This is a genomic window from Sphingopyxis sp. L1A2A (assembly GCF_005502465.1).
Classification (GTDB): domain Bacteria; phylum Pseudomonadota; class Alphaproteobacteria; order Sphingomonadales; family Sphingomonadaceae; genus Sphingopyxis.
Genome location: NZ_SCOT01000044.1, coordinates 1 through 24,173, shown reverse-complemented (window position 1 = coordinate 24,173; position 24,173 = coordinate 1). Strand labels below are relative to the sequence as shown.

Annotated in this window: 22 protein-coding genes and 1 pseudogene; 12 read left to right on the top strand and 11 right to left on the bottom strand. The window is 66.1% G+C overall.

Annotated elements, in window-relative coordinates:
* Positions 1-154: 154 nt before the first annotated feature.
* On the bottom strand, positions 155-823 hold the full coding sequence (locus FFS68_RS16280) for a Tim44/TimA family putative adaptor protein (RefSeq protein ID WP_137754247.1): 669 nt from the start codon (positions 821-823) through the stop codon (positions 155-157).
* 260 nt (positions 824-1,083) lie between these two features.
* On the opposite strand from FFS68_RS16280, the gene secB reads away from it, so the two are divergent.
* The 4 genes from secB (at position 1,084) to FFS68_RS16260 (ending at position 5,084) form a co-directional block, all read left to right on the top strand.
* Positions 1,084-1,602 (top strand): protein-export chaperone SecB, encoded by a 519-nt coding sequence (gene secB, locus FFS68_RS16275; RefSeq protein ID WP_137754246.1) that lies wholly within the window; start codon positions 1,084-1,086, stop codon positions 1,600-1,602.
* Positions 1,603-1,629: 27 nt separating this feature from the next.
* Positions 1,630-3,207 carry a murein biosynthesis integral membrane protein MurJ gene (gene murJ / locus FFS68_RS16270; RefSeq protein ID WP_137754245.1) on the top strand — a complete coding sequence of 526 codons (1,578 nt, stop codon included), beginning with the start codon at positions 1,630-1,632 and terminating at the stop codon, positions 3,205-3,207.
* Positions 3,208-3,228: 21 nt separating this feature from the next.
* Complete coding sequence (gene trpS / locus FFS68_RS16265; protein WP_137754244.1) at positions 3,229-4,227, top strand: tryptophan--tRNA ligase; 999 nt, start codon at positions 3,229-3,231, stop codon at positions 4,225-4,227.
* A gap of 155 nt (positions 4,228-4,382) precedes the next feature.
* On the top strand, positions 4,383-5,084 hold the full coding sequence (locus FFS68_RS16260) for a DUF4136 domain-containing protein (RefSeq protein WP_137754243.1): 702 nt from the start codon (positions 4,383-4,385) through the stop codon (positions 5,082-5,084).
* 606 nt (positions 5,085-5,690) lie between these two features.
* On the opposite strand, the gene dnaA is transcribed toward FFS68_RS16260, so the two are convergent.
* The 3 genes from dnaA to mutM form a co-directional block, all read right to left on the bottom strand.
* Positions 5,691-7,049 carry a chromosomal replication initiator protein DnaA gene (dnaA, locus tag FFS68_RS16255; RefSeq protein ID WP_137754242.1) on the bottom strand — a complete coding sequence of 453 codons (1,359 nt, stop codon included), beginning with the start codon at positions 7,047-7,049 and terminating at the stop codon, positions 5,691-5,693.
* Between the two features lie 504 nt (positions 7,050-7,553).
* The gene (gene rpsT / locus FFS68_RS16250) at positions 7,554-7,817 is read right to left on the bottom strand and encodes a 30S ribosomal protein S20 (RefSeq protein ID WP_137754241.1); all 264 of its coding nucleotides are present in this window, start codon (positions 7,815-7,817) and stop codon (positions 7,554-7,556) included.
* Between the two features lie 188 nt (positions 7,818-8,005).
* Positions 8,006-8,818 (bottom strand): bifunctional DNA-formamidopyrimidine glycosylase/DNA-(apurinic or apyrimidinic site) lyase, encoded by an 813-nt coding sequence (mutM, locus tag FFS68_RS16245; RefSeq protein ID WP_137754240.1) that lies wholly within the window; start codon positions 8,816-8,818, stop codon positions 8,006-8,008.
* Between the two features lie 92 nt (positions 8,819-8,910).
* Between mutM and FFS68_RS16240 the strand changes: the two genes are divergently transcribed.
* The 8 genes and pseudogenes from FFS68_RS16240 to FFS68_RS16205 all read left to right on the top strand — a co-directional run bounded on the left by FFS68_RS16240 (position 8,911) and on the right by FFS68_RS16205 (position 14,726).
* On the top strand, positions 8,911-9,648 hold the full coding sequence (locus FFS68_RS16240; RefSeq protein ID WP_137754239.1) for a class I SAM-dependent methyltransferase: 738 nt from the start codon (positions 8,911-8,913) through the stop codon (positions 9,646-9,648).
* The gene (ubiB, locus tag FFS68_RS16235; protein ID WP_137754238.1) at positions 9,645-11,189 is read left to right on the top strand and encodes a 2-polyprenylphenol 6-hydroxylase; all 1,545 of its coding nucleotides are present in this window, start codon (positions 9,645-9,647) and stop codon (positions 11,187-11,189) included. Before FFS68_RS16240 ends, ubiB begins: the two co-directional genes overlap by 4 nt.
* A gap of 44 nt (positions 11,190-11,233) precedes the next feature.
* Complete coding sequence (locus FFS68_RS16230; protein ID WP_137754237.1) at positions 11,234-11,494, top strand: type II toxin-antitoxin system CcdA family antitoxin; 261 nt, start codon at positions 11,234-11,236, stop codon at positions 11,492-11,494.
* On the top strand, positions 11,494-11,790 hold the full coding sequence (locus FFS68_RS16225) for a CcdB family protein (protein ID WP_137754236.1): 297 nt from the start codon (positions 11,494-11,496) through the stop codon (positions 11,788-11,790). Before FFS68_RS16230 ends, FFS68_RS16225 begins: the two co-directional genes overlap by 1 nt.
* A gap of 2 nt (positions 11,791-11,792) precedes the next feature.
* Positions 11,793-13,112, top strand: coding sequence for a bifunctional phosphopantothenoylcysteine decarboxylase/phosphopantothenate synthase (locus FFS68_RS16220; RefSeq protein ID WP_137754235.1), 1,320 nt, complete (start codon positions 11,793-11,795; stop codon positions 13,110-13,112).
* Positions 13,084-13,536: pseudogene (gene dut / locus FFS68_RS16215) on the top strand (dUTP diphosphatase); the annotation flags it as partial. The gene FFS68_RS16220 and the pseudogene dut, both read left to right, overlap by 29 nt.
* An 87-nt stretch (positions 13,537-13,623) precedes the next feature.
* A complete protein-coding gene (gene moeB, locus FFS68_RS16210) occupies positions 13,624-14,373 on the top strand; it encodes a molybdopterin-synthase adenylyltransferase MoeB (protein WP_137754234.1) in 750 nt (249 codons plus the stop codon).
* Positions 14,352-14,726, top strand: a complete 375-nt coding sequence (locus FFS68_RS16205; RefSeq protein WP_349290393.1) for a DsrE family protein — start codon at positions 14,352-14,354, stop codon at positions 14,724-14,726. Before moeB ends, FFS68_RS16205 begins: the two co-directional genes overlap by 22 nt.
* A gap of 40 nt (positions 14,727-14,766) precedes the next feature.
* On the opposite strand, the gene FFS68_RS16200 is transcribed toward FFS68_RS16205, so the two are convergent.
* The 7 genes from FFS68_RS16200 to FFS68_RS16170 all read right to left on the bottom strand — a co-directional run bounded on the left by FFS68_RS16200 (position 14,767) and on the right by FFS68_RS16170 (position 23,761).
* The gene (locus tag FFS68_RS16200) at positions 14,767-15,486 is read right to left on the bottom strand and encodes a class I SAM-dependent methyltransferase (protein ID WP_137754233.1); all 720 of its coding nucleotides are present in this window, start codon (positions 15,484-15,486) and stop codon (positions 14,767-14,769) included.
* On the bottom strand, positions 15,486-16,613 hold the full coding sequence (gene prfB, locus FFS68_RS16195) for a peptide chain release factor 2 (protein WP_137754232.1): 1,128 nt from the start codon (positions 16,611-16,613) through the stop codon (positions 15,486-15,488). Before prfB ends, FFS68_RS16200 begins: the two co-directional genes overlap by 1 nt.
* A gap of 59 nt (positions 16,614-16,672) precedes the next feature.
* Positions 16,673-19,189, bottom strand: coding sequence for a transglycosylase domain-containing protein (locus FFS68_RS16190; RefSeq protein ID WP_137754231.1), 2,517 nt, complete (start codon positions 19,187-19,189; stop codon positions 16,673-16,675).
* A 136-nt stretch (positions 19,190-19,325) separates the two neighbouring features.
* On the bottom strand, positions 19,326-19,982 hold the full coding sequence (locus tag FFS68_RS16185) for a TetR/AcrR family transcriptional regulator (protein WP_137754230.1): 657 nt from the start codon (positions 19,980-19,982) through the stop codon (positions 19,326-19,328).
* Complete coding sequence (locus tag FFS68_RS16180) at positions 19,979-21,127, bottom strand: DSD1 family PLP-dependent enzyme (protein ID WP_137754229.1); 1,149 nt, start codon at positions 21,125-21,127, stop codon at positions 19,979-19,981. Before FFS68_RS16180 ends, FFS68_RS16185 begins: the two co-directional genes overlap by 4 nt.
* Positions 21,124-22,377, bottom strand: a complete 1,254-nt coding sequence (locus tag FFS68_RS16175; protein ID WP_137754228.1) for a D-arabinono-1,4-lactone oxidase — start codon at positions 22,375-22,377, stop codon at positions 21,124-21,126. Before FFS68_RS16175 ends, FFS68_RS16180 begins: the two co-directional genes overlap by 4 nt.
* 175 nt (positions 22,378-22,552) lie before the next feature.
* Complete coding sequence (locus FFS68_RS16170) at positions 22,553-23,761, bottom strand: N-acetylmuramoyl-L-alanine amidase (protein ID WP_249340200.1); 1,209 nt, start codon at positions 23,759-23,761, stop codon at positions 22,553-22,555.
* Positions 23,762-24,173 lie beyond the last annotated feature (412 nt).

Here is a 24,173-nt window from a genome sequence, read left to right as displayed (position 1 = left end):
GGTGCGGGGGCGGGGGCGGGCGTCGCGGTCGTCGGCCGGGCGCCACCGGTATCGGGGATCACCGACGCACAGCCCGCCAGCAAAGGCAGGGCAGCCAGCAGCGCAAAGCCCAGCGCGCGCGGCGCCCCGGTCCGGCTGGCGATCGGCATCGGGGTCAGGCTGCTTCGATTTCGTCGAGCAGCCAGTTGGGATCGTTGCTGCCGATGGTGCGGCGGAAGGTCCACAGATCGTCGGTGTGCGACGCGTCGGTCATCGATCCCGCGATCATCTTGCCGTCGGCGTCGCGGGTCACCGCGCTGATGTCGGCCTGATAACGCACGGTGATACGCGCTTCATTGCGGTCGAGATCGACCGCGGTAATCTTGGCGGCATCGATACCGACCAGGCGGTTTTCGAGCTTTTCGCCGCGGGCGTCGCGGGCTTCGATCGCCTCGACAAACGCTTCATAGCTGTCGTCGTCGCACAGGTCGCGCAACGTGTCGCGGTCGCCCGTCCAATAGGCTTCCGAAATCATCCGATACGCCGCTTCGGCGCCCTCCATGAAGCGGCCGGCGTCGAAACTGCGGTCGGTCGCGAGCAGCTGGCGCAGCCCGATTTCGGCCGCGGGTTCGTAAACCAGGCCCGACGTGTCCGCGGTCGCGGCGGTCGGCGACGACGGCGTTTCGCCATCTTCGAGGCGAACCGCCGACGGCGCGGCACGATCGTCGCGGCGTGGCAGCACGGGCTCCTGTTCATGCCCCGTGCGTTTGCCCAGCACCGAATAGAGCCGCATCCCGAGGAAGGCGGCAATCATGGCGAGCAAAACAATCGAAAAAGCAGTCACGGGCAAAAGTCCAATGCGGGCAATGGAAACATCTTGGCCAGAATATAGGCGATGCGCGGCCAAGTTTCAAATCACCATGGCCGCAGCATCGCAGCAGGTCAACGATTCGCCCGCCCCTCGGCGGTCGCCGCCCACGCGCTGCGCGCCCATTGTGCTGACTGCCGCGCGCTGCTAAGCGCCGCCGCAACCGTCCGCCGCAGTCCCGACACGGCCCGCGGCGCGGACATTGTATCATCTTTTCGAACGAGAGCATTTTGACCATGGCTGACGAAACCAGCGCCGACATCAACAACCCCGCCCTGCAGCCCAATGGCGAAGACACGAGCCCGGCGATCGGCCTGATTTCACAATATGTGAAGGATTTGTCGTTCGAAAATCCGAACGCGCCTGCGGTGTATCAGTGGCAGGACGCGCCGCAGATCGATGTTCAGTTCAACATCGCCGCCGACGGCGTCGGCGACAGCCTGTTTGAAGTGTCGTTGAAGATCGACGTCACGTCAAAGACCGACCAGGGCACGATGTTCGTGATCGACCTGAAATATGCCGGCCTGTTCGGCGTCCGCAACGTCCCCGAGGACCAGTTGCAGCCGTTTTTCCTGGCCGAAGCGCCGCGTATCCTGTTCCCCTTTGCCCGCCGCGTCGTCGCCGATGCGGTCCGCGATGGCGGTTTCGCACCGCTGCTGCTGGAACCGATCGATTTCCACGGCCTGTTCATGCAGCAGGTTCAGCAGGTCGAGGCCGAGCAGGCGGGCGACGTCGCGACGGTTGGCCAGGCGTAATCACCATCGCCGGGGCGGGCTGACGGGATGAGCAGCCTGGTCAAGAGCGTCGGGACGATCGGCGGGCTGACGATGGTCAGCCGCATTTTTGGCTTCGCGCGCGACATGCTGCTCAGCCGTATCCTCGGCGCGGGCGGCATCGCCGATGCGTGGCAGCTCGCCTTCCAGCTCCCCAATATCTTTCGCCGCCTGTTCGCCGAGGGCGCCTTTGCCGCCGCCTTTGTCCCGCTGTTCAACCAGCGGATGACGAAGGACGGCGACCATAGCGAAGCGCGCGCCTTTGCCGACGCGGTGCTGGCGGTGCTGATCCCGATCCTGATCGTCTTTTCGGGCCTGTTGCTGATCGTCATGCCGTGGATCATGCACCTGTTCGCCAGCGAGGCGTTGCGGGTGGATGGCACGAAATTCGACCTTGCGGTCGCGATGGCGCGGATCGCCTTTCCCTATCTGGCCTTCATGAGCGTCGCGACGTTGTTCGCGGCAATCCTCAACAGCCTGTCGCGCTTTGCCGCGGCGGCGGCGGCGCCGATCCTGCTTAACATCTGCCTGGTCGCGGCGCTGCTGATCGGCATGGCCAGCGGCGACGGCGGCGAGGACGCGAAAGAACGGACCGGGCTGTATCTTGCCATCTCGGTCTCGATCGCCGGGCTGTTCCAGCTGGTCTGGCTCTATTTCTGGGTGCGGCGATCGGGTTTCCGGCCCGCGCTGCACCGGCCGCGATTGACCCCCGGGGTGCGCGAAATGGGGGTACTGATCCTGCCCGCAGTGTTCGGCGCCGGGGTCTATCAGATCAGCCGTTTCGTCGACCTGTTCTTCATCGCGATGCTGCCCGACAAGAGCATCACCTATCTGGCAATGGCCGACCGCCTCAACCAGCTGCCGCTCGGCATCATCGGCATCGCGCTCGGCACCGCGATCCTGCCCGCGCTGTCGCGCTTCGTCGCGCAGGACGACAGGGACGGCGCCTTTCGCCTGCAAAGCAACGCGGTCGAACTCGCGATGCTGCTGACCGTGCCGGCCGCGGTCGCGCTATTCATCGCCGGACCCGCGATCACCAGCGCCTTTTACGTCGGTGGCCAGTACAGCCTGGCCGATGGCCTTGCGACCGGCGCGGTGGTCGGCGGGCTGGTCGTCGGCCTGCCCGCCTATGTGCTGGTCAAGGTGCTGGTGCCCAATTTCTTTGCCCGCAAGGATACCCGCACCCCGGTGTGGACCGCCGCGATATCGCTGGTCATCAACATCGGCCTCAATTTCGCGCTGATCCCGTCGCTGGGCATCGTCGGGCTGGCGCTGGCGGGGTCGATCGCGGCGTGGTGCAACGTCGTGATGCTCTATGCGATCCTGCACCGCAGCGGCTTGTTCCGCCTGACCGGACCGGTCGCGGGCCGGATCGCGCGCATCATGCTGGCCGCCGCGGCGATGGCGGCGGCGCTGCATTTTGCGATCCCGCTGGCGGGCGACGCCTTTGTCGGCGGGGTGTTCGACCGCATCGCCGCGCTGGGCGCGATCGTCGGGCTCGGCGCGGTCATATTCTTTGGTTGCGCCGTGCTGTTCGGCGTGGTCAATCGCGACACCATCGGCCAGCTGCGCCGGCGCAAACTCTAAATTTCAGACGGGACGATCGACATGCGGACGCTATCGGGCATTCAGCCCACCGGAAACTTGCACTTGGGCAATTATCTGGGCGCGATCCGCAACTGGGTGCGGATGCAGGACGAGATGCCGGGCGAAAAGCTCTATTTCCTGGCCGATCTGCACGCGATCACCGTCCACAACGACCCCGCCGAGCTGACCGCGAACACGCGCGAGATGGCGGCGGCGCTGATGGCGGCGGGGATCGATCCGGCGAAAGCGATCCTGTTCAATCAGGCGCGCGTTCCCGCGCATGCCGAGCTCGGCTGGCTCTTGTTCTGCACCGCGCGCATCGGGTGGCTGAACCGGATGACCCAGTTCAAGGAAAAATCGGGCAAGAACCGCGAGGGCGCGAGCGTCGGGCTTTATGCCTATCCGGTGCTGCAGGCGGCCGACGTGCTGCTGTACCAGACGACGCATGTCCCGGTCGGCGACGATCAGAAACAGCATCTCGAACTGGCGCGCGACATTGCGACCAAGTTCAACCTCGACACCGGCACCGACACCTTCACCCTGCCCGAACCGACCATCCCGCCGACGGCGGCGCGGATCATGAGCCTGCGCGACGGCAGCGCCAAAATGTCGAAATCGGACCCGAGCGACGCGAGCCGCATCAACCTGGTCGACGATGCCGACACGATCATGGCCAAGATCCGCAAGGCAAAGACCGACACCGAACCCTTGCCGTCGGAGGCCGCCGGGCTGGAAGGACGCGCCGAAGCGCGAAACCTGGTCGCCATCTATGCCGCGATGGCCGACGAGAGCATCGACGCGGTGCTGGCGCGCTTTGCCGGACAGGGGTTCGGCGCGTTCAAGCCCGCGCTCGGCGAGCTGCTCGTCGAAACGCTGCGCCCGATCGCGACCCGTTTCAGCGACCTCAAGGCCGATCCGGCGGCGATCGACGCCGCGTTGGAGGATGGCGCAGCGCGCGCCAGCGCGCTGGCGCGGCCGACGATCGATGCCGCTTATGCGGCGCTGGGGCTGTGCCGCTAATCTCCTGTCCGGGCTTGCTTATTGGCGAAGGCACCCGATATTGATCGGTGGAACCAAGGTGCGACGAGCCGGGTTCAACCAAGGTTAAGTCGCATCGGCGCAGTCATGGTATAGAGCGCCAAGGATGTGCGCCCCCGAATCACGGAGCCAAGACGATGAGCAAGACGACCCTTCGGCACCTCGGCCTCGCCGCCATGACGGGCGCGGCGCTCGCGCTCGCCGGCTGCGCGACCCCGTTCAAGGCCGATGTCGCCCGTTTCCAGACCCAGCTGCCCGCACCGCAGGGCCAGAGCTTCGTCGTCGAGGCCGGCAACCCGGCGCTCGCGGGCGGGATCGAGTTCAGCCAATATGCCAATCTGGTCGCCGGCGAGCTGAGCCGTTACGGCTATCGCCCCGCAGCGCGCGGCGAAAGCGCCGATCTGGTCGTGCGGATGGATTATGGCGTCGACAAGGGCCGCGAGCGCGTCGTGTCGAGCCCCGGCTTTGGCGATCCCTGGTATGGCGGTTATGGCGGCTATTATGGCCGCGGTTTCTATCGCCCGGTGATCGTCACCGGGCGCGGCGGACGCCGCTACGTCTATGGTTATCGCGACCCGTTCCTGTGGGGCGGTTTCGGGCCCGGCTGGGGCGGTTATAACGACGTCAGCAGCTACACCGTCTATACCAGCGGGCTGAACCTGCAGATCAACCGCGCCGGCGACGGATCGCGGCTGTTCGAAGGCCATGCCGAGGCGCAGTCGCGCGACAATAATCTGCAGACGATCGTTCCCAATCTGGTCGAGGCGATGTTCACCGGCTTCCCCGGCAATTCGGGCGAGCGGGTGCGGATTACGGTGGCGCCGCCCGAAAAGGGGTGAGCCCGACGAACCGAACAAAAAAGGCCCGCCTTTCATATGGAAGGCGGGCCTTTTTTGCTTTGCGGCGTGGCCCAATGTCGGCTTTCGATCGATAGCGGTCTTAAGCAATCCTCCCCATCGACTTGCGATGGGGAGGTGGCAGCCCGTAGGGCTGACGGAGGGGCTGCGACGTTGCTGCCCCTCCACCACCGCTTCGCGGCGGTCCCCCTCCCCATCGCAAGTCGATGGGGAGGATATGCAATGTCCACTTTCGACCTCAAAGCGGCCATTCGCCGCTAAAAAAGCGCTGTCCTACATTGTTCCGCTATGCCAGCCTTCATCCCAGCTCTTTCAATTTACAGGCAAAAGTGGTCGCCGCCCGGATTCCGGATACGACCAGGACCCAGCCGCCCGCTGTCCGCCGAGCACGACAAATGCGGCGCTGCACTAGGCCGAACTTTCCTGAACTTTGGCATGATGGCCGGTCCATGCGCGGAACGGATCGCCGCCCCGGCGCAGGATAACCGAAAACGGCAATGGCAGCCCCCACCCCAAAGCGGACCATCAGGGTCGCGGCCTTAGACGCTGTGGATATGCCCGGGGATAGCCCCGGCATAACCCTGTGGATCAGCTGTTCAAACTGCGCCGGATCGCCGCGATCTCTGCATCCAGTTCGCTGTCGGCGACGCGCAGCGCCTCCACCGTGCGGACCGCGTGGATCACCGTACTATGGTCGCGCCCGCCAAAGCGGCGCCCGATTTCGGGATAGGAGCGCGGGGTGAGTTCCTTGGCTAGATACATCGCAACCTGACGCGGGCGGGCGATCGCCCGGACGCGGCGCTTCGACGCCATTTCGGACTTGTCGAGCCGGTAATGGGCGCAGACCGCGCGCTGGATTTCGTCGATCGTGATCCGCGGCCGCGCGGTGCGGACATTTTCGGCCAGCCGGTCTTCGGCGAGCCGCAGATCGACCGTCGTGCCGGTCAGCGCGGCATAGGCAAGCAGCTTGTTTAGCGCCCCCTCCAGCTCGCGGATGTTGCGGGTGAAATGCTTGACCAGATAGGCGACGACATCGTCGGGCACGTCGAGCATCGGCATCAGCGCCAGCCGCTGGCGGATGATCCGTTCGCGCAGATCATCCTCGGGCGCCTCGATGTCGGCGACCAGCCCGCCCGACAGGCGCGAGAGCAGCCGCGCCTCGACCCCGTCGAGCATCGCCGGCGGGCGGTCGGCGGTGACCACCAGGCGCTTGCCCGCGGTCATCAGATCGTCGATCGTGTGGAGCAATTCCTCCTGCGTCGAATTTTTGCCAATGACGAATTGCAGGTCGTCGAGCAGCAGCAGGTCGGCGGCGCGCAGCCGCGCCTTGAACGCCATCATGTCGCCGCCGCGCATCGCGCCGACGAATTCGAGCATGAATTTTTCCGCCGACATCAGAATGATGTTCGCAGTCGGATGCGCCGCGGCATAATCCTGCGCGATCGCCTGAAGCAGATGGGTCTTGCCTTGGCCGGTGCCCGAGCAGAGGTAGAGCGGGTTGAATTGCGGCGCCTCGACCATCGCCATGCGGCGCGCGGCGTTGGCGGCGAGGATGTTGCTGCGCGCGATGACGAAGCGGTCGAACGACAGCCGCGGATCGAAGGGCGACGGCACGGCGATCGCCGTCGGCACCGGGGTGTCGAACGCCGGCAGCGGCGGGCTCGCCAGAATCGCGGCGCGCTCGGTCGCACCGGCGCCGCCGCGGACGGTGACGCCGCGCACCGTCGGCAATTGCTGGCGCCATGCCAGTTCGAGCCGGTCGCCAAAGCGTTCGTTGATCCAATTGGCCGAGAAGCGGCTGACGGTTTCGAGCGTCACCACCCCCGACATCGCGCAATAATCGCCAAAGCGCACCGGTTTCAGCCAATGGTCAAAGGTGCGCACGCCCAGATCGCGGCGCAATCCTTCGGCAACGCGCGGCCAGAGCGCCGCGGCGTCGCCGCTCATCGCTCCATCCCTTGCACCGTCACCATGTAGATTTCCGCTCTCTGTCACGCCGTACCGCCCCCGCTGATCCCCCTGCCCTCCAAGCCTTCGCGCGGCCGATCACACGCCGAATCGTCGCTTGCGCCAGAGCGCAAACATCCTGTCCGGGACCAGAGGCCCGAAGAAGTGCGAATCATGTCGATGTGGCGGCCGCCGGCGAAGGCCGACGACGCTCCTGTCTAGTCAGGGCAAACCGAGTCGAGCAAGGGGCGCCAGTGTAAAAATACTGAAATAAAAATCTTGACTCGGCAGGGGGACCGGAATCGCGCGCAAACCGTGTTTTCTCTATATTTTTCAGTATTTTATATATGATAATCCGGCGACATATCAACGAATCGCCGTAAATCCGTCACTTACCGCGCTGCAACACATTTGCCATCGGCTGGTCATAATTACCGGCACAAAAAAAGACCCGCAGGCGCAGCGCCGACGGGTCCATTTTGTTCCCTTTCGGGACAGCGCCGATCAGGCGATCAAATTCACGCTCTTGGTCAGGCGCGAGAATTTGCGCGCGACGGTGTTCTTGTGCAGCACGCCCTTGGCCACGCCGCGGGCCATTTCAGGCTGCGCCGCCTTCAGCGCGGTCGCCGCAGCGTCCTTGTCGCCAGCGATGATGGCGTTCTCGACCTTCTTCACCAGCGTGCGAATGCGCGAGACGCGATTCTTGTTCACGACGGTGCGCGCGGTGTTGCGGCGGATGCGCTTTTTTGCCTGCGGCGTATTGGCCATAAATTCCTCGGTTTCAAAACGGTCTAGGTCAGTCGGAGCGCAGCGTCACCGGAGCAGCCGAATCGCGCAAACAGGCGAATCAATGTCCGGATACGGCCGGTTCCGGTACGACCGGACCCTGCTCGAAGGGTGCGCCCATAGCCAGACAGCCCCCGCCGGTCAATCGTTTTTGCAGCAAACATGCCGCATCACCGCTGGCATTTGGGGCAATAAAAGGTCGAGCGGCCGCTCTGAACGATCCGCGCAATCGTGCCGCCGCACTCACAGCGCGCGCCCTCGCGGCCATAGACGCGCCAGTCCTTGGCAAAATAGCCAAGTTCGCCGTCGGGTTGCTTGTAATCGCGCAGCGTCGATCCGCCCGCGGCGATCGACGCCTCGAGCACCGCCTTGATCGCGGGCACCAGCGCGGGGAGCTTCGCCCGCGAAACGTCGGCGGCGGCGCGGGTCGGCGCAATGCGCGCCATGTTGAGCGCCTCGCACACATAGATATTGCCGAGCCCGGCAACGATCGTCTGGTCGAGCAGCATCGCCTTGATCGGCGCGCGGCGCCCGGCGAGCGCGCGGGCAAGATAGGCGGCGTCGAAGGCATCGGACAAAGGTTCGGGGCCGAGCGTGACGAAAGCCGGAAAGCCGGTCAGTGGATCGCCCGCGACCAGATCGACCGACCCGAACCGGCGCGGGTCGTGGAGCATCAGCCGCTGGCCCGCGGCGGTGTCGATTAGCAGGTGATCGTGCTTGCCGGGTTCGCCCGCGCCGATCCGCCAACTGCCCGACATGCCGAGGTGAAAGATCATATGATCGCCGCGGTCGGTGGCGATGATGCCATATTTGGCCCGCCGCGACAGGCCGGTGACGATCGAGCCGGTGAGCCGCTGCGCGAGATCAACCGGGAACGGGCGGCGCAGATCGGGGCGCAGCGTCGAGACACGCACCAGCCGCTGGCCGGTCAGGTGCGGCGTCAGGCCGCGGACGGTGGTTTCGACTTCGGGAAGCTCTGGCATTGTCAGCGGGAGCTACGCGCCATTTGCTTGCGCTTCAACCCTTGGCTAAAGGCCGGTGCGACTTCGTTTCTCCCGCATCAAGGCGCGACTCCATGACCACCCCCGATACCGTCAGCTTTGGCTATGATCAGGTTCCGGCGACCGAAAAGACCGCCAGGGTCGGCGAGGTGTTCAGCCGCGTCGCGCGCAAATATGACATCATGAACGACGCGATGTCGGGCGGCATGCACCGACTATGGAAGGACCGCTTTGTCCGGCGGGTCAAACCGCGCAGCGGCGAGGCGATCCTCGACATGGCGGGGGGCACCGGCGACATCGCGTTTCGCATGGAACCGTCGGGCGCCAGCATCACCGTCGCCGACATCAACCCCGACATGCTGGGCGTCGGCGTCGAGCGCGCCGCGACACGCGGGATCGATTCGCTGGTGTGGAGCGAGCAGAACGCCGAGAGCTTGTCGTTCCCCGACCAGTTTTTCGACGCCTATACGATCGCCTTCGGCATCCGCAACGTCACCGACATTCCTGCCGCGCTGAAGGAAGCGCACCGCGTGCTGCGCTATGGCGGGCGGTTCTTCTGCCTGGAATTTTCGACCAACGAATGGCCAGGGTTCGCACAAGCCTATGACGCTTACTCGCACCACCTCGTCCCCAAGCTCGGCAAGCTGATCGCGCAGGACGAGGACAGCTATCGCTATCTGATCGAATCGATCCGCCGTTTCCCGCCGATGCCCGAATTCGCCAAGATGATCGGCGAAGCGGGCTTTACCGCGGTGAAGGTCGAGCCGATCCTGGGCGGGCTGGTCGCGATCCACAGCGGGTGGAAGGCTTGACCCGTCCCGTCACCCATATCCTGCGCCTGCTGAAATGGGGCCGCATCCTCGCGCGCCACGGGGCGCTGCGCGGGATCGAGACCGCGCCGCAGACCCCGCCGGGGGTCAAGCGGCTGTGCCGGATCGCGCGCTTCGGCACGGTCCAGCCGAAAATTCCTGACTATGCCGCGGCCTTCCAGGCGATCGGCCCCGCCGCCGTCAAGCTGGGCCAAACGCTCGCGACGCGCCCCGACCTCGTCGGCGAGGAAGCCGCGCGCAACCTGCTGAGTTTGCAGGACGCGCTGGCGCCCGTCGCGTTCGCGCGCATCCGGCAAGAGATTGAGGCAACGTTCGAGGCGCCGCTGGAAAGCCTTTACAGCCAATTCGATCCCGATCCCGTCGGGTCAGCGTCGATCGCGCAGGTTCACCGCGCGGTCACCACCGACGGCCGCGCGGTTGCGGTCAAGATCCGCCGCCCCGGCATCGACAAGCAGTTCGCGCGCGACATCGACACCTATGAATGGGCGGCCGCGCACCTCGAGGCGCTCGGCGGCGAAGCGACGCGGCTGCGCCCGCGCCAGGTCATCGCCAATTTCCGCCGCTGGACGCTGCGCGAGCTCGACCTGCGCCGCGAAGCCGCGTCGGCGTCCGAGCTGGCCGATGCGATGGTCGGGGTGCCGACTTATGAAGTCCCGGCAATCGACTGGGACCGCACGACCAGCAAGGTCATGACGCTCGACTGGATCGACGGCATCAAGATTTCGCACCGCGATGCGCTGGTTGCCGCGGGGCACGACATGGAAGCGCTGGCGGGCAATCTGGTCCACGCCTTTCTGCGTCAGGCGATCGCCGAGGGGTTTTTCCACGCCGACATGCATCAGGGCAATTTGTTCGTGAAGGCCGACGGCACGATCGCTGCGGTCGATTTCGGCATCATGGGGCGGATCAACCGGCAGGCGCGCTATTGGCTCGCCGAGATCCTCTATGGGCTGACCACCGGCAATTACCGCCGCGTCGCCGAGATTCATTTCGAGGCGCAGTACGTCCCCGATTACCATAATGTCGAAGAATTCGCGACGGCGCTGCGCGCGGTCGGCGAGCCGATGCGCGGCAAGCCGGTCAGCGAATTGTCGGTCGGCCAGATGCTCGACGGATTGTTCGCGATCACCCGCGATTTCGACATGCAGACGCAGCCGCATTTGCTGTTGCTGCAAAAAACGATGGTGATGGTCGAGGGGGTCGCGACGATGCTCAACCCCAAGATCAATATGTGGGACGTATCGGGACCATTTGTGAAGGAATGGATCCGCGACGAACTCGGTCCCGAAGCCGCGCTGGCCGATGGCCTGCGCGAACAAGGCAAGACGCTGGCGCTGATCCCCGACATCATCCGCCGCCTCGACGCGCAATTGCCCAAAAAGGGCGCCGCACCGCCCGCGCCGCCGCTACCCGAAATCCCGCTGATGTGGGACAAGGGCGAAAAACGACGCTGGTGGCGCTATGCACTGACCGCGCTGGCGGGCGCGGCGGTGGGGGGGGCTGCGCTCAACTGGTTGGGTTGAATCGATGCTTTAATGCGCATATCTTATGCGCAAGGAGAATGGCGATGAACCGTCCGGTGCGATTCGAAGGCCCCGAGAAGGCGACCCCCAAGCGGCCGACCAATGTGTCGCTGAGCGCCGAACTGGTCGATGAGGCCAAGCAGCTCGGCATCAACGTCAGCGAGGCGTGCCAAACGGGCCTTGCCGCCGAGGTCAAAAAGGCCCGCGAGGCAGCGTGGAAAGAAGAAAATCGCGCCGCCATCGAAAGCTGGAACGACTATATCCGCAAGAACGGCCTGCCGCTTGCCAAGTACCGGCAATTCTAATGGCGCAATTCGACGTGCATGAAAGCCGGCTGGGCGACGAGCTGCTGCTCGATTGCCAAAGCGACCTGCTCGACCATTTTGGTACGCGTTTTGTTGTTCCCCTGTTGTCGGCGCAAACCGCCAGAACGCTTCCGCGCCTGCACCCTATTTTCACGATCGACGGCGAGCAGCATATTCTTGCGACTCAACTCGCATCGGCAGTCGACGTCGAAGATTTGGGCCGCAAGGTCGGCTCGCTTGCGGATCAGCGCTACGACATATTGAACGCACTCGACGTGCTGCTGACGGGGGTTTGACGATGCCCCAGCCCCGCATCCTCCTCATCATCGGCGGCGGCATTGCCGCGTACAAGAGCATCGAGCTCGTCCGCCTGCTTCGCAAATCGGGCTATGTCGTGCGCTGTGTCCTGACACGCGCGGGCGAGCAGTTCGTGACCCCGCTGACGCTCGCGGCGCTGAGCGAGAACAAGGTCTATACCAATCTGTTCGACCTGAAGGACGAGGTCGAGATGGGGCATATCCAGCTGAGCCGCGAGGCCGATCTGGTCGTCGTCGCCCCCGCGACCGCCGATTTGCTCGCCAAGATGGCTGGGGGACATGCCGACGACCTGGCGACCACCCTGTTGCACGCGACCGACAAGCCGGTGCTCGCGGCACCCGCGATGAATGTCCGCATGTGGCTGCACCCCGCCACCCAGCGCAATGTAGCGACGTTGCGCGGTGACGGAGTGACGGTGATGGCGCCGGATGAGGGCGAGATGGCGTGCGGGGAATTTGGGCCGGGACGCTTGCCCGAACCGGCGGCGATTTTCGCTGCGATTCAGAGCCGCCTCTCAAATCCGTTCGCGTCGAGCGCAGTCGAGACGCCGCCCCAGCCCTCCCGTGTCTCGACTTCGCTCGACACGAACGGAAGCCTGGAAAGCCAGCCGGACTTTGCCGAGGAAAACCACCGCCCGCTCTATGGCCGCCGCATCCTGATCACCGCGGGGCCGACGCATGAGCCGATCGATCCGGTGCGCTACATCGCCAACCGGTCGAGCGGCAAACAGGGGTTTGCGATCGCCGCCGCCGCCGCCGAAGCCGGGGCCGAGGTGCTGCTGATCGCCGGCCCCGTCGACCTGCCGACCCCGCCGGGGGTGATCCGCGTCGATGTCGAAACCGCGGTCGAAATGGCCGCCGAGGTCGAACAAGGCCTGCCGGTCGATGCCGCGATCATGGTCGCCGCGGTCGCCGACTGGCGCGCCGCCGACCCCGCGGGTCAAAAGATCAAGAAGGACGGCAGCGGCGCGGTGCCGCCGCTCGTGCTCGCCGAAAATCCCGACATCCTCGCGGGGGTCGCCAAATCGCCCACGCGCCCCACGCTGCTGATCGGCTTTGCCGCCGAAACCAACGACGTCATCGCCCACGCGCTGGCCAAGCTGGCGCGCAAGGGATGCGACTGGATCGTCGCCAACGACGTCGCCGCCGACCCGATGGGCGGCGAAAGCAATCGGGTGCATATCGTTAGCAAAGACGGAATAGACAGCTGGGACCGACTGCCGAAAGCGGCCGTCGCCCGCAAATTGATGGAAAAGATCGCCGATGAGCTCGATGCGCGTAGCCCCCGCCAGCCCGATTGAGATCAGGGTCCAGCGCCTGCCCAACGGCGGCGGCCTGCCCCTGCCCGCCTATGCCAGCGATGGCGCCGCGGGGATGGACGTCGTCGCCGCCGAGACGCTGACCATCCGCCCCGGCACCCGCCACGCGGTGCCGACGGGGTTCGCGATGGCGATCCCGCCGGGGTATGAGGTGCAGGTGCGCCCGCGATCGGGCCTCGCGCTCAAATATGGCGTCACCTGCCTCAACACCCCGGGGACGATCGACAGCGATTACCGCGGCGAGGTGAAAGTGATTCTCGCCAATCTGGGCGACGATAATTTCGAGGTGAGGCGCGGCGACCGCATCGCACAGCTGGTCCCGGCACCGGTCCAGCGCGCGACCTTTGCCGAGGTGACGACGCTCGACGAAACGACGCGCGGTGCGGGCGGTTTCGGATCGACCGGGGTCGAAAGCGAACCGGTCGACGACACCGCCGACGCAGCCGGACTGGCGTCGCTCGCGGCGATCAAGACGCGGCGATCGAGCGAATAATTGCTGAGCGACGCCGAACTCGACCGTTACGCGCGCCAGATCATCCTGCCTGCATTCGGCGGCGCGGGGCAGGCCAAGCTGAAAGCCGCGCATGTCGCAGTGATCGGTGCGGGCGGCATCGGCTGTCCGGCGATTACCTATCTGGCGGCGGCGGGGGTCGGCCGGCTGACGATCATCGACGATGATGTCGTGGAATTGTCGAACCTGCAGCGCCAGCCGCTGTTTACCGATGCCGACATCGGCGCGCAAAAGGCCGTGGTGGCGGCGGAGGCCGCGCGGCGGATCAACCCGCATGTCGAGGCGATCGCGGTGGCCGAGCGGATCGACGACGACAACGCCGCGGCGCTGCTGGCGGGTGCGAACCTGATCCTCGACGGCTGCGACAATTTCGCCACCCGGCTGGCGGTCAACCGCACGGCGGTGGGCTTGCAAATTCCACTACTAAGCGCCGCGATCGGGGCGTTCGAGGGGCAGGTCGCGCTGTATGAGGGCTGGCGCGCGGGCGAGGCCTGCTACGCCTGTCTGGTCGGGGGCGACCCGGCGCAGGAGGGGGTCAATTGCGCCGAGACCGGGGTGATGGGCGCGCTGGCGGGGATGATCGGGACGATGGCGGCGCTGGAAGCGGTGCGCGCGCTGACCGGCTGGGGTTCAGCCTTGACCGGGCGGCTGGCGATCGTCGATATGCTCGACCGGCGCTGGCGTGAGGTCGGTGTGCCCAAGGACCCGCAATGTCCGATATGCCGACCCTGAACATCATTGTCGCCATGGCCGAGGGGCGGCGGTTGTGCGCCGCGCTGGAAACCGCGATCGCCGCAGCGGCGTTGGGGCGGGGCGCCCGCCTGTTTCTGCAAGGGGATGCGACCGCGATGCTGCGCGCACCCGCGGGGTTCGCCGGGGACGGGCCGCGCCGCGCGGCGGGCCTGCCCGGGCTTGCCGAACTGATCGATGAAGCCATGACCAGCGGGGTCGAGATCATCGCGTGCCAATCGGGGCTCGCGATCGGCCAGATGGCGGCCGACAAGATGGTGCCGGGCGTCAAGGCCGGCGGCGTCGTCAGCTTCCTCGCCGCGGTCGGTGAAGCGGACCGGTTGGTGGTGTATTGAAAACAGTGTCGCCCCCGCAAAGGCGGGGGTCACGATTGACTCACGGATTATCGCAGACGGTGATCTTGTCAGGATCGGGGCGTTTACCCGTCGGCACAAACCGCGCGAGATACCCCCCGGCATGCTGTTTGTCGTCATAGGATACCAGCTTGTACCCCACCGCTTCGAACTCGCAGACGAGCAGGCGGAAGGGTGTGCCATGATCGGCGATCGGGCGGTCGCCGTCGACGACGATCACCTGCCCGCCCGCGCGCAGCGCCGGGCGCAGCCGCCACAGAAAGGCGTAGGGCTCGCCGATCTCGTGGTACATATGGACCATGAAAACGCGGTCGAAACTGGCGGCGGGCAGGCGCGGATCGTCGACCGCGCCGAGCTTCAACGAGACATTGTCGAGCCGCTCGCGCGCGACGCGGTCGGCGAGCCGTTCGATCACCTCGGGGATGATATCCTGCGCCAGCACCCGCCCGCCCGCACCGACCCGCTGCGCGAGGCGCACGGTGTAATAGCCGTCGCCCGCGCCGATGTCGGCAATCGTCATGCCGGGGCGGACATCGGCCGAGTCCATCACATCTTCGGCCTCGTTGACGCGGTCGCGCGCCTCTTCGGTCGACCATTTGGTCGAGACGGTCGGCGCCACCGGGCGATCGGCAGGCGGAAATTCGCGCGCGGTTGCCGCGCGGTCGCCGCTGTCATCCCAGGGCGCGTCGCAGCCGCCGAGCAGCGGCATCAACGCGAGCAGGGCGGCGGCGGATCGCTTCATCAATCGATGTCCTCGACCTCGACCTTTTCGCCCGTCACCTTCTGCGACAGCGCCGCGGCCATGAACGGGTCGAGCGCGCCGTCGAGCACGTCGCCGGGGGCGGTCGAGGTCACGCCGGTGCGCAGATCTTTCACCAGCTGGTAGGGCTGGAGGACGTAAGAGCGAATCTGGTGGCCCCAGCCGATTTCGGTCTTCGCCTGATATTCGCCCGACGCCGCGGCTTCGCGCTTTTGCAGCTCGGCCTCGTACATCCGCGCCTTCAGCATCCCCATCGCGGTCGCACGGTTCTTGTGCTGCGACCGGTCGTTCTGGCTGGCGACGACGATGCCGGTCGGGATGTGGGTGATGCGCACCGCCGAATCGGTCGTGTTGACGTGCTGGCCGCCGGCGCCCGAGGCGCGGTAGGTGTCGATCTTGAGGTCGCCCTCGTTAATATCGATTTCGATATTGTCGTCGATCACCGGATAGACCCAGACGCTGGAAAAGCTGGTGTGGCGGCGCGCCGAGCTGTCGTAGGGCGAGATGCGAACAAGGCGGTGGACGCCGCTTTCGGTTTTGGCATAGCCATAAGCATTCTCGCCCTTGACCAGCATCGTCGCCGACTTGATCCCCGCCTGTTCGCCCGCCTGATATTCAACCAGCTCGACCTTGAAGCCGCGCTTTTCGGCCCAGCGGCTGTACATGCGCTGAAGCATTTCGGCCCAGTCCTGGCTTTCGGTGCCGCCAGCGCCGGCGTGGACTTCGATATAGGCGTCGTTGGCGTCGGCCTCGCCCGCGAGCAGCGCCCTGATCTTGTCCTCTTCGGCGCGCGCCGCGAGGACGGCGAGCGACGCGACGGCTTCATCGCCCAGGGCGGTGTCGCCTTCCATATCGGCGAGCTCGATCAGCTCGGCGGTGTCGGCACATTCGGTTTCGATCGCGCGCGTTGCGGTGATCGCGCCGTCGAGACGGCGGCGTTCGCGCATGACCTCTTGCGCCGCCCGCGGATCATTCCACAGCGTCGGGTCCTCGACCTTGGCATTCAGCTCGTCGAGCCGCCGTACCGCGCGGTCCCAGTCGAGAAAACGCCGCAGCAGTGCCAGCGCGGCACCAATCTTGTCGATATGATCCTGCGCTTCGGCGCGCATGTCCTTGCTCCTGAAAAATATGCCCCGGCCATAGAGGCTCGGTGGCCCGTGACAAGTCGTCAGATGATGCCGCCGCGGTCGTCGAGGAAGTCGCTGTCGCTGCGCCCCGCCGGGCCTTGCCGCACCGGCGCATCCTGCCGCCGGGGGGTTTTCACCGGCTTGATCTCTTCTTCGCGGATCGTCCGGCGCGGTTCGCTTTCGGGCTTGAACGCTTCCCAGATGATCGACGCCTTGGGATCGGTCCCCGGCCAGCTGCCATAGACGCGGCGGCCCGACCGGCGGTCGATGCGGACCATCCGCACCCCCTTTGGCGCCGCGAACGGAATCGGCTGGCGATCGGCGAGCGCGGCGAGCGCAAAATCCTTGAAGATCGGCGCCGCATAGCTGCTGCCCTGGGCATAGCCGCCCATGCTGCGCGGCTGGTCGAAACCGATATACATGCCGGCGATCACGTCGGGGGTGCCGCCGACGAACCAGACGTCGTTCGGCCCCGTGGTCGTGCCGGTCTTGCCGAACAGCGGCACATTCAGGTCGCGCAGCCGCACCGCGGTGCCGCGCTGGACGACGCCTTCGAGCATATGGACGACCTGATAGGCGGTCATCGGGTCCATCAGCTGTTTGCCCGACCTGGCAAAGCGCGGCATCGGGCGGCCGTCCCAATCCTTTTTGTTGCAACCCTCGCACGGTTTCCAGTTCGCCGGGAAAATCACCTTGCCGCGGCGGTCCTGCGCATAGTCGATCACCCGCGGTTTCAGCGCGCGGCCATGATTGGCCAGCATCGCGTAGGCGTTGGTCATTTTTTCGACCGTCGTCGATCCGGCGCCGAGCGCGGTCGAGAGGTAAGGTTCATGCTTGCCGATCCCCATCGCCTGGATCGTTTCAACGATCGGCTCCATGCCGATCTGGCTCGCGGTCTTGACCGTCATCAGGTTGCGCGACTGTTCGAGCCCCCAGCGCATCGTATGCTCGCCGCTGCCACCCGAATTGCCGAAGTTGCGGAAGCATTTGTTGCCGAGCGCCGCGCCTTGGTAGACGCAGAACGGCCCGTCGACGATCATCGTCGCGGGGGTCATGCCATTATCGAGCGCCGCCGCATAAACGAACGGTTTGATCGTCGAGCCTGGCTGGCGCTGTGCCTGGGTGGCGCGGTTGAAGGGCGACAGGCGGACATCGAAACCGCCCTGCATCGCATAGATACGGCCCGAATGCGGGCTTTCGACGACCATGCCGCCCGACACTTCGGGAATGTTGCGCAAGGCATAGCCGCTGCCGCCGGTCGACTTGACGACGATCAGGTCGCCGGGGCGCATCGCCGAGAACGCATTGCCGCCGGTCTTGCGATAGCCGAGCGTCGCGGCGCTGGCGGGCAGCGTGCCGGTATCGCCGTTGGCAAAGCCGATCTGCGCCGCACCGGCCGATTTCGACAGCACCGCGGCGACACGCCAATTGTCATAGTCGATGCCGATAAAGCTCGACGCCAGGCGGCTCTGCCACTGATCGTCGGCCTCGATCGTCGCGATCGGCCCCGACCAGCCCTTGCCCGCATCATAGCGTTGCAGCCCCTTGCGCAGCGCCATCGTCGCGCCGGTCTGCATCTTGCCATCATAGGGCGTGCGGACCCACAATCCCCCGGCATAGACACTGAGCGGGCCATCTGCGGCGGTTTCGCCGAACTGCGCGATCAACTGGCGCCGCACCTCTTCCATATAATAGCCACCAACCTGCGCGATCGCGCGGTTGCCGCTGTTGGTCAGCCCCAGCGGCATGGCGCGCGCGGCGTCGCGCTGCGCCGCGGTGATCCAGCCATTGTCCTCCATCGACCCAAGCACGAAATTGCGCCGCGCCAGCGCCTCCGCCGCGTTGCGGGTGCGGCCATATTTTTCGGGCGCCTTGGGCAGGATCGCGAGAAACGCCATTTCGTGAAGCTGGAGCTGGTCGACATCCTTGTCGAAATAGGCGCGGCTCGCCGCCTGGACGCCGAAGGCGCGGCGGCCAAGCGGGATTTCGTTGAGATACAGTTCGAGAATCTGTTCCTTGGTCAGCGCATCCTCGATCCGCATCGCCAGGATCGCCTCGCGCACCTTGCGGCGATAGCTGAGTTCGTTGGTGAGCAGCAGGTTCTTCGCAACCTGCTGGGTGATCGTCGACGCGCCGACGGGGCGGCCGCTGCTCGAAAGGTTGGTGACGATTGCCGAGGCGATGCCCGGATAATCGATACCGCCGTGGCTGAAAAAGGTCTTATCTTCGGCGGCGAGGAACGAGCGCACCAGCAGCTGCGGATATTCGCTATAGTCCAGCTGGACGCGGCGTTCGCGGGCGTAGCTGTGCACCGGCTTGCCCTCGCCGTCGCGGACCATCGTAGGCAGCGGCGGTTCATAATCGCGCAGCTGATCGACCGACGGCAGGTCGCGCGCAAAGATCGCCCAGATCAGGATCAGCGCCAACACGCCCGACAGCGCCAGATAGCCGAGCCAGCGGAACCAGCGCCGCGTCCACATCTCGCGCAGCCAGGCGATGACGGCATTGCTGTCGCGGCGCAGGCGCAGGCGGAAATCGGGCGGGCTGTCGGCGGCCATATTCCCCCGCCTCTAAAGCGTGGATCGCCGAAAGGGAAGCGTGCTTGCGGCGAGGCGCTATTCTACTCCCCTCCCGCTTGCGGGAGGGGTCGGGGGAGGGCTTGTTTCCTCAGCTTGCTCCGCGACATGCCCTCCCCTAACCCCTCCCGCAAGCGGGAGGGGGATCGATCAGGTCAAGCAGCGCAAAGCGCAGCATCGCGGCGACATCGGCCAGCACCGCAGCCTGCGAAACCCGGTCTTCCTCGTACAGCATCTCGTCGGCGGCAAAGCCGAGTTCGACCGCCAGCCGCAGCCGCGACCACAGCGCCGGGCGGTCCGGCGCGACGAGATGCGCGGCGCAGGCGTCGGTCAGCCGGTCGGTCACATGACGGTGCGATTCGAGCCGGACATGGACCAGCCGCGGCGAGGCGTGGAGCGCGCGCAATATCCACACCGCGCCGGGTTCAGCGCGCGTCACCGCGGCGTTTTCGGCGAGCAGATCGCCGATATGGCCGGCCATCGCCGCAATCCCGGCGGGCGCGTGACGCGCCAGCCAGCCCTCGAGCACATCGTTCTGCCGTTCCATCAACCGCCGCCCCAGCGCCTCCAGCACCGCATATTTGTCGCCGAAATAGCGGTAGAGCGCGGGCGGCGTCAGCCCCGCACGCGCCGCGATCATATTGGTCGAGACCCGCTCGATCCCGACCTCGGCCAGCAATTCGCCCGCGACGTCGAGCAGCCGGCCGCGGGTCAGATGCGCGCGGTCCTGTTGCGGCGGACGCTTGACCGCAGGGGGGCGGTCGACCGCGATCATCGCGCCCGGCCGCGCGCGCTGACCGGCCAGATGTCGACCAGCGTATCGCCCGCCACGACATGATAACTGTCGTAAAGGTTCACCGTCGGGTCGCAGTGCGGCACGGTCAGGCTGACCGGGTCGCCGGGGGCGAGCTGCGCCCCGATGCCGGGGGCGATCAGCGCCGCATGTTCGTCACCCATGAAGGCGAAGAAAGCCGTTGCGGGCGCGCCGCGTTGGACCACCGCGACGCCGCCGTCGGTCGACAGCGATTTATACCCGGCATCGATGGTGACCAGGCCGTCGTGGTTGGCGCTGACGACGCGGGCGTCGACCGCCAGCGACACCTCGAACGGCGCTTCACCGCCCTCGCCGGTCAGGTCGCAATCGCCATATTGCTTGTCCATGAAGACATAGCTGCCCGCCTGCAATTCGGTGAAAGTCCCGAGGTCGAGGTCGATGCGGTGCGTGCCAGTGCCCGATCCGGTGATAATTTCGGGCGCAAAGCCCGCGTCGGCCAGCGCCGCAATAACGCTTTGCAGATAGGCGGTGCGCTCGACGATCGCGGCGCGGCGGTCGGTATAGCTTTCGATATGCTGCTGCGAGCCGCAGTAGAATTGCACCCCTTGATATTCGAGGTTCGGCGATGCCGAAATGACCTTCGCGAGCGCGACCGCGGCCTCTGCGGAAGCGACCCCGGTGCGCGCAATGCCGGGGTCGATGTCGATGATCACATCGAGTCGTGCCTCGGCCGCGGCGAGCGCGGCTTGGAGCCGTTCGGCGACGCCCGGATGGTCGACGACCGCCATCAGCCCTTCGGCGGTGACCGCGAGCGCGGCGAGCCGATCGATCGCGGCAGGCGCCGCGACGGGCGAGGTGATCAGGATGCCGGTGACCCCGCCGCCCGCCAGCACTTCGGCCTCGCCGATCTTGGCGCAGCAGACGCCGACCGCACCGGCCTTTATCTGCCGCAAGGCGATATCGATGCTTTTATGCGTTTTGGCATGTGGGCGCAGCGCGACCCCATGATGAGCGGCGAGCGCTGCCATCGCCACAATATTGCGGTCGAGCGCCTCGACATCGAGCACCAGCACCGGGGTGTTGAGGTCGGCGCGCGAGCCTTGCTGGCCGATCAGATGCGCGTGCAGGTCGCGGTCGGTGGTCATGAAAACAGGCTTTCCAGGTGCGGGTTGAGGAATTTGCCGCCGGGGTCGGCGGCGCGGCGGACGGCATTATAGCGCCCCGCCATCGGATACAGCGCCGCGACATCGGCGCGGCCCAGCGTGTGGCGTTTGGCCCAATGCGGCCGCCCGCCATGGCTGCGAAAGATCGTCTCGGCCTCGGCAAACAGGTTTCGCCACGGCATCCGGGCATATTGGTGCATCGAGATTGCGGCGACGGGTCCGGCGTTCATCGGGCTCATCCAGATATCGTCAGCGGCGACGGTGCGGAACTCGAAGGGAAAGGTGACGGGCAGGCGCTGGCGCCGGATCCAGCCGACGACCTCGGCCAGCGTGTCGAGCCCGGCGGCGCGCGGCATTTCATATTCCATCTCTTCAAACCGGATCGTGCGGTCGGATGGGAAGATGCTGTACGCGGGACCGCGGCGGCGCCCCGAAATGCCGCTTTTCATCATCAGCCGCTGGAGCGGCGGGGTCAGGAACGGCAGCCGCGCCGCGATGTTCAGGATGCGGCGAAAGCTCGCTTCCTCCATATCGGTCGTGGTCGGCGGCGGATCGCACGGATCGCATGGGTCGAGCGTTTTCAGGATCACATCGTCGCTGTGCGGAAAGAACCAGAATTCGACATGGCGATGCTGCCGGGTCAAATCATCATAGCTTTCACGGATGTCGGCCCAGCGCCGCTTTTCGATCCGCTCAGCCAGGTGAAAGGCCGGGACGACCGCGACGTCGATTTCGGTCGCGACCCCGAACAGGCCGAGCGACAGGCGCTGCGCCTGATAGAGGTCGGGGTTGGTGGTCGCGTCGCACCAATGCGCCTCGCCATCGGCGCCGATCAGCCGGAAACCGCGCGCAAAGGTCGCGAGCGAACCCAGGTCGGCGCCGGTGCCATGCGTCCCCGTCGCCATCGCCCCGGCGAGCGATTGCGGATTGACGTCGCCCTGGTTGGCGAGCGCCAGCCCTTCGTCCCATAGCGCCGCGGTCAGGCGGCGGATGCTCCACCCGGCGGGGATGCGCGCGGTCTGGCGATCGGCGGCGATGTGCAGGACGCCCGCCAGATCGTCGAGGCTGACGATCAGCTCGTCCGATTCGCAGAGCGGCATGAAGCTGTGCCCGGCGCCGGTGACGCGCAATTGGCGCGCGCTGCGGATGAGCGCGGCGAGTTCATCCTCGCTGTGCGGGCGGGCGATTTGGGCCGCCGCGGTGACGCTACCCGACCAGTTGCTCCAGCTCATACCTCTCTCCCGCCGCCAGCAAGGTGAAGCTGTCTGCGGGAAGAAAGTTAGTCAAGACTATATTTGTCCGTCATTGCGAGGAGCCGAAGGCGACGCGGCAATCCAGAGCGGTGCAAGGCCGCCCCTGGATTGCTTCGCTTCGCTCGCAATGACGATTGGGGAATGGCGCAGCGCCTTAACGCGCCGCGATCTGCCGCGCGAAATGGATCTGCACCGCGTCGCGCACCCCGCGCGCGACCTTTTTCTGCCCCGCCGCCGACGCGAGAAATTCGGCGTCATCCTTGTTCGAGATGAAGCCGGTTTCGAACAGGATCGACGGGGTGTCGGGCGCTTTCAGCACCACGAACGAGGCGAAGCGGTGCGCGTTGGTGCGGAATTTGACCGCTTCGCCCGCCTCGCGCTGGAGCAGGCGCGCAAAGTCGGAGGCGACGTTCATCGTCTCGCGCTGGGTCAGGTCGAGCAGGATCGACGACACATCGCCGCTGTGCGCGCCCAGATCGACGCCGTTGATGACATTCGCCTTGTTTTCGCGCGCCGCCAGCCGCGCGGCTTCGCGGTCGGAGGCGACTTCGGACAGCGTGTAGATCGACGCGCCATTGGCGGTCTGGTTTTCGGCGGCATCGGCGTGGACCGAGATGAACAGATCGGCTTTCAGCCGCCGGGCGATGCCGAAGCGTTCCTCGAGCACCAAATAGCGATCGTCGCCGCGGGTCAGCGCGACACGGACGCGGCCCGAGGCGAGCAGATCGTCGCGGATCGCCCGCGCGAGCGCCAGGGTGATGTCCTTTTCGCGCTTGCCGCTGTGCGGGCTGATCGCGCCCGGATCATGCCCGCCATGCCCGGCGTCGATCACCACCAGCGGCAGGCGGCTATTGTTCGGCCCCTCGATCCGCGGCAGCACCACGCTGGGCTTCGGTTTGCCGATCGGCACGCTGACGCTGTAGCGTTTTTCGGGCGGTTTGGCGCGAAAGCCCGCGGGCGGCGCCAATTCGGTGCGCGGGCCGCGCGACACCCGCGCGAACTCGTCGGCGGAGACCGGACGCAGGTGAAAGGTCAGGCTGCGGCCGTCGGCGGCAAAGCGCGCGCCGGTGACCACCGCCGGCTGCGCGAGGTCAAGCACGATGCGCGCGGTATCCGAATCCTTCTGCCCCTGGCGCACCGCGCGCACCAGTCCGGCGCCTTGCGTTGAGCGACCGGGCTGCGCGCCCGCAATGTCGAGCGCGATGCGGTCGGGGCCGGCGAGCAGAAAGGTCGACGCACCGCTGACAAGATCGTCGAAGCGCAGCGTGATGTCCGAATCGCCGATTTCGACCGCGCCGATTTGCCCCGCCAGCGCCGCCGCCGGGTTCATCATCATCGCGATCAGGACGAGCAGCAGGCTCATGGCGCCTCTATGCCGCCGCGGGCGAGCGATGGTCCAGCGCTTATTCGAAAACATGGGGCCCCCAGCGGCAGAATGTCGTGAACCTAGCATTAGCCATCGGCGGTCAAATGCCCGTCAACCGGCAGGGTTAACCGGTAATTCAGCATGATCGGGGGCAAGGCGGGGCTTGTGGACGCGCGGCGGCGTCCCATCTTTATGCCTTGGCGCTGTTGCTGTTGGCCCGTGCCGATGCTAGCACGCCACCACTGACGGTGTCGTTCCCGGTACCGTCCGGCCTTTTGAGGGGAAGGCCTGCTCCGCAAATCCGCGGAACATGGCCGCCTTGGCGCCGGATATGCGGGGATCGGCAACCTGCCGTCAGTCCACCCGGTTGACCGGACAGTCGGGGCGATCGTCAGACGCCCGCCCTGCC

What these genes read in the sequence shown, in the direction of transcription:
- secB (WP_137754246.1), top strand. Translation starts at nt 1,084, where the DNA reads ATGGCTGACGAAACCAGCGCCGACATCAACAACCCCGCCCTGCAGCCC.
- murJ (WP_137754245.1), top strand. Translation starts at nt 1,630, where the DNA reads ATGAGCAGCCTGGTCAAGAGCGTCGGGACGATCGGCGGGCTGACGATG.
- trpS (WP_137754244.1), top strand. Translation starts at nt 3,229, where the DNA reads ATGCGGACGCTATCGGGCATTCAGCCCACCGGAAACTTGCACTTGGGC.
- FFS68_RS16260 (WP_137754243.1), top strand. Translation starts at nt 4,383, where the DNA reads ATGAGCAAGACGACCCTTCGGCACCTCGGCCTCGCCGCCATGACGGGC.
- dnaA (WP_137754242.1), bottom strand. Translation starts at nt 7,049, where the DNA reads ATGAGCGGCGACGCCGCGGCGCTCTGGCCGCGCGTTGCCGAAGGATTG.
- rpsT (WP_137754241.1), bottom strand. Translation starts at nt 7,817, where the DNA reads ATGGCCAATACGCCGCAGGCAAAAAAGCGCATCCGCCGCAACACCGCG.
- mutM (WP_137754240.1), bottom strand. Translation starts at nt 8,818, where the DNA reads ATGCCAGAGCTTCCCGAAGTCGAAACCACCGTCCGCGGCCTGACGCCG.
- FFS68_RS16240 (WP_137754239.1), top strand. Translation starts at nt 8,911, where the DNA reads ATGACCACCCCCGATACCGTCAGCTTTGGCTATGATCAGGTTCCGGCG.
- FFS68_RS16230 (WP_137754237.1), top strand. Translation starts at nt 11,234, where the DNA reads ATGAACCGTCCGGTGCGATTCGAAGGCCCCGAGAAGGCGACCCCCAAG.
- FFS68_RS16225 (WP_137754236.1), top strand. Translation starts at nt 11,494, where the DNA reads ATGGCGCAATTCGACGTGCATGAAAGCCGGCTGGGCGACGAGCTGCTG.
- FFS68_RS16220 (WP_137754235.1), top strand. Translation starts at nt 11,793, where the DNA reads ATGCCCCAGCCCCGCATCCTCCTCATCATCGGCGGCGGCATTGCCGCG.
- FFS68_RS16205 (WP_349290393.1), top strand. Translation starts at nt 14,352, where the DNA reads ATGTCCGATATGCCGACCCTGAACATCATTGTCGCCATGGCCGAGGGG.
- FFS68_RS16200 (WP_137754233.1), bottom strand. Translation starts at nt 15,486, where the DNA reads ATGAAGCGATCCGCCGCCGCCCTGCTCGCGTTGATGCCGCTGCTCGGC.
- prfB (WP_137754232.1), bottom strand. Translation starts at nt 16,613, where the DNA reads ATGCGCGCCGAAGCGCAGGATCATATCGACAAGATTGGTGCCGCGCTG.
- FFS68_RS16190 (WP_137754231.1), bottom strand. Translation starts at nt 19,189, where the DNA reads ATGGCCGCCGACAGCCCGCCCGATTTCCGCCTGCGCCTGCGCCGCGAC.
- FFS68_RS16185 (WP_137754230.1), bottom strand. Translation starts at nt 19,982, where the DNA reads ATGATCGCGGTCGACCGCCCCCCTGCGGTCAAGCGTCCGCCGCAACAG.
- FFS68_RS16180 (WP_137754229.1), bottom strand. Translation starts at nt 21,127, where the DNA reads ATGACCACCGACCGCGACCTGCACGCGCATCTGATCGGCCAGCAAGGC.
- FFS68_RS16175 (WP_137754228.1), bottom strand. Translation starts at nt 22,377, where the DNA reads ATGAGCTGGAGCAACTGGTCGGGTAGCGTCACCGCGGCGGCCCAAATC.
- FFS68_RS16170 (WP_249340200.1), bottom strand. Translation starts at nt 23,761, where the DNA reads ATGAGCCTGCTGCTCGTCCTGATCGCGATGATGATGAACCCGGCGGCG.